Genomic DNA, 4,280 nt, shown 5'->3' with positions numbered 1-4,280 from the left:
GATAGAGATATCAACGCTAGTATAAATATTTTGGCTGCCGGGCAGGCAGTGTCAGTCTGTGGAGCGACCGTAAGGCCCGAAGGGAGCAAGTCTCGGAGGGCGGGTGCTATGAAACAGAAAGCCCCTAGCAGTGATGTTAAGGAATCCCGCGCTGTCACGCAAGTGCAGCGTCGGGAGGATGTCAAACGAGACTTACTTCGTCCAGAAACTCCAGAATTAAAAGAGGAACTTGTAGACAAATATGCTAGAGATTGTAATCAACATCAACGAAAGTTATTTAGAGATTCTTTGCAAGCTGCTCTGACTATTGTTGAAGTAGAGAAAATAGTTAAAGATGCTGGTATTAAAGAAGTAAAAATATATCAATCATCAGATAGGCATTGGACTACAGAAAGAAAATGGTCAAAAATAGAAGAGTTTTGAATAGTAACAAATTTATGCCAAGTGTATTTACATTTTAATCATTGATCTTGAGCGATCGCTCCCTAGTCAAATCATTAAAAATCGGCATACTTAAAAAATCAGCTAATGATTAACAGCTCAACTAATTAGGGTTTGCTGATTAATTATAAAAGTATTGACTGATATCATGTCCGAACGCAATCGTTTGTGTAAACCCAAGGATGAATATCTACAGGAAATTTAGATTTTTTTCTTGCTCAATAGCCTTCCTCCCTCTTATTTCCTCTTCCTTCTTCCTTCTTCCTTACCTTTGCTATACAATACCGATGCTACCGGACATGATATGATGTTGGTTTTAGCGTTTTAGAGTTGAAAAAAGTACCAGCTTTTCGGTGGAAAAAGCTCATGCATGCTAGTATTTTGGGATGATTATGGCAGAAAAATTGAGAGACAAAACTTAGCTCCTACCTCCTCTACATTCCCATTTCTCCCCTCCTGGGAGGGGGAGGGGCGAGGGGTGGGTTGTCTCCTACCCCAGCAAAAAGACTTTTTCAGCAAACCCTAATTAGAAATTTAATAGATTTTTTTTTACTTAATTAGCTAAATCGTAATTATAAGTACCAGCTATTAAGTTTGCTCTTAACCCCAATCTATTACCGAAAAATTGTGGGTATCCGCCTCCCCTTTTAAGGGAATAAAAAGCGGTCGATATTCGGATATTCTCGTAGGGTAGGATGACGAGGAAACCTGTGCCATATCAAATCGACCAAGAAAAAGAGAATATTCCAGATTTCAATCCCAATACTTTCCTACAGAATGCTGCGCAAACAGCTAGAGGTACTGAAGTCCGCAGTTCCGACCATAGGAGACTAATTGAAATGACCCCGATTTCTATCAAGATAAGAGAGAAAAACTAGAATTGGATTAAAACTATCACGGATAAAGTTATTACTGCTTGTGAAGTTAAACTCATTAGTTGATATCAATGATTGTTTAAATATTTATGGCTTTATGGTTTAGTTGAACCAAAAATAGGAGATTCTTTTTTTTGATGAATTTTAGTCATTTATACCAGTTCCTAAAAGTAAAGCTATACTTGGGTAATACTTCAGTTATTAATTAATCAAAACAGGTATAATCACTTTTTTGCTAAAAATAGCCTAGTTAATGTTAATTATTCTTACTTTTTACTTCTCTCCTACTCCCCCACTCCCCTACTCCCCTGCTCAACAAAATGTAGAAAAGTTGTTGAGAAATGGTATTTAAATACCCCTTGCGAGTGAAAAAAAGCAAAACCACAGTTATGTAGTAAATTTTCTAGAAAAATTAAGATATGGCGTTTCTCAAAAAGCGTGAAATACAGTTGTTTTTCTTCTTTTCTATCCTCTGTATTCCCGAATTACTGCTTTGTAGAAAGGTTGTATGCAACGTCCCTACTACTCCCTACTCCAGAGCAACAAACGAATGCGTGTACCTCAAATGGGAACTGCTATACATGATTTTTATTAAAAATTTTTTATTATAACACTATACATAATTGAAAAGTGGTCATAAGCTGTTAGTAGAAGGTTAAAAAAATCATAAGGAAGGAATTAGGACAGAAGTCGGAAGCATTTAGTCAGGGATTTGACCCCACTGAATGTAAGTCACTTTAAGAAGTAGGGGATTTAACCCTTGATCTCTCAAGATTGTGCTTATGGAAGAAGCTACGGGCGGTCAAAAGAATTAGTCAACCTTTTTCCTTTTTCCCTATTCCTTCAAGTTTATTTTTTCCACAGGAGCAATAGATTATGACCACAACTACAAGGTTTAATTCTTATCTGATGGGCAACTTTGCCCCAGTGAGCGAAGAAATTACTGTTGACAACTTAGAAATCAAAGGCGAACTTCCTAGAGATTTGTCAGGAATGTATGTTCGTAATGGCCCTAACCCTCAATTTACCCCTCTAGGTAAATATGACTGGATGGATGGTGATGGAATGCTGCATGGAGTGAGAATTAGTGGTGGTAAGGCAGAATATAAGAATCGTTATGTGCGGACAGGAGGATTTGAAGTTGAACGAGACTTGGGTTATGCGGTCTGGAGTGGAAGATTAGAACCGCCTCAAGTTTGTAATCCTTACGGGCCGTATAAAAATGTATCTAACAGTAGTGTTAGTTATCACAATGGCAAATTATTAACTTTTTGGGAAGCAGGGTTGCCTTACGCAGTTGAAGTTCCTAGTTTAGAAACAATTGGTCCATATTTGTGCGATGGTTACTTGGATTCTACTTTCACTTCTCATCCGAAAGTCGATCCTATGACTGGAGAATTAATATTTTTTGGTTACGCTCTTGATGCGCCCCCTTATTTAAAGTATGGTTTGATTTCTAGTAATGGTGAGTTGCTACAAATAGTACCTATTAATATACCCGTGCCCAGCGGACCACATGACTTTGCCATTACAAAAAATTATACAATTTTGATAGATTTACCATTGAGATTCCGTCCAGAACGAGTAGAGCAAGGTTTACCTGGTTGGATTTTTGAGAAGGGAGTGCCAAGTCGGTTTGGTATTTTGCCTCGGTATGGGAATAATGAAGATATTCGATGGTTTGAAGCTCATCCTTGCTATATCAATCATATTTTGAATGCTTATGAAGATGGGGATGAGGTAATACTGTATGGTTGTCGGATGAGTTCTACTCATTCCTATGCTAGTAACTTTAGAGATAGAGATCCTGATGAGAATATTCCTCGAATGTATGGTTGGGCATTTAATCTCAAAACTGGCGCAGTAAGAGAGGGAATGTTAGATAAAAGACCATCGGAGTTTCCTTCTGTTAATCATCGCTTTGTCGGACGAGAGATGCGTTATGTTTACACTTCTAGGATGGCTTCACTGCAACCTTTGTTTGATGGGATTATTAAGTATGATTTTTATACTGGTAGGTCAATAACCCATGATTTTCAGGAACAACGTTACGGGGGTTCTGTAACATTTGCGCCGAGAATAGGTGCTATTGATGAGGATGATGGTTGGTTACTAACGTTTGTGTATGATGAGAAAGATAAATGTTCTGAGTTATTGGTAATAGATGCTCAGAATATGAGAGAAGATCCTGTGGCGCGGGTGATGTTACCTCAGAGAGTTCCTTATGGTTTTCATGGTACTTGGATATCTGAGATGCAGTTGATAAATAGGGTTTGTTGAGGAGTAAGGCAGTGGGGAGTAGGGGAGTGAGGGAGTGGGGGAGTCTTACAAGGGTAAGTTTTTAAGATTTGACAGGGAGGAGCGGTGACATGGGGACGCGGAGATTGGATAATTGAGTAATTAATTCAATCTACTCGCTCTATTCATTAGAGAAAACCTCCGTCCATCTATCTGTGCGCCTCCCTGTCTCCCCCTACATACGTCCTCTCCACTCAATAATTCTCCGTTTTTCCCAACTCCCAACTCCTGACTCCTGACTTCTGCTTCTAATTAGGGCTTGCTGATTAAATCTAAAAGCATTTACAAATAAAGGTTTTAGCCTTTTTAGGTCTTGAAAAAGTACCTGGTTTTCAGCTCTTCATTCTCAAAAAGGAGTACATTTTTGCTGCTGAGTTGGGCAAAACAATTCTCCCCTACTCCCTCGCTCCCCTATCCCCTACTCCTGAAGAAAGACTTTTTCAGCAAACCCTAATTAGGGCTTATATCAAGTCTCATTAATTAGCGATAATAAAAATGCGTTCCCCGATCAATTTCTCCCTTTTGCCTGTTGCCCAAAATTTGGCGTTGCACAGTGACGAATGATTTGATATTTTTGAAGGAGACAGGAGACAGCTATACTGGAGACAGGAGGAAAATTACTTGGGGTGAGAATCCCCATGTAATGCGTGAACACCCCCGTTGACG

General features: G+C 39.0%; 3 protein-coding genes and 1 pseudogene. 3 read left to right on the top strand and 1 reads right to left on the bottom strand.

Features of this window, described 5'->3' with window-relative positions; genetic code table 11:
* Positions 1-423 (top strand): annotated as a pseudogene (locus tag F6K13_RS20880) (hypothetical protein); the annotation flags it as partial.
* Between the two features lie 408 nt (positions 424-831).
* Here the strand turns inward: F6K13_RS20880 and F6K13_RS20875 are convergent.
* Positions 832-960: a hypothetical protein gene (locus F6K13_RS20875; RefSeq protein ID WP_275670348.1), complete on the bottom strand. Its 129-nt coding sequence runs from the start codon at positions 958-960 to the stop codon at positions 832-834.
* Positions 961-2,192: 1,232 nt separating this feature from the next.
* Here F6K13_RS20875 and F6K13_RS20870 point away from each other — a divergent pair.
* Positions 2,193-3,596 (top strand): carotenoid oxygenase family protein, encoded by a 1,404-nt coding sequence (locus F6K13_RS20870; protein ID WP_124144592.1) that lies wholly within the window; start codon positions 2,193-2,195, stop codon positions 3,594-3,596.
* 547 nt (positions 3,597-4,143) lie between these two features.
* Entirely contained in the window at positions 4,144-4,278 is a 135-nt protein-coding gene (locus F6K13_RS20865) for a hypothetical protein (protein ID WP_282433638.1), read from the top strand.
* Positions 4,279-4,280: the final 2 nt, after the last annotated feature.

It is taken from the genome of Okeania sp. SIO2B9 (assembly GCF_010672505.1).
GTDB classification, from domain to species: Bacteria; Cyanobacteriota; Cyanobacteriia; order Cyanobacteriales; family Microcoleaceae; genus Okeania; species Okeania hirsuta.
The sequence above is the reverse complement of the archived record's forward strand: the minus strand, read 5'-3'. Positions and strand labels throughout refer to the sequence as shown.

Excerpts from the sequence above, each read along its gene's own strand:
- F6K13_RS20870 (WP_124144592.1), top strand. The coding sequence starts at position 2,193 with ATGACCACAACTACAAGGTTTAATTCTTATCTGATGGGCAACTTTGCC.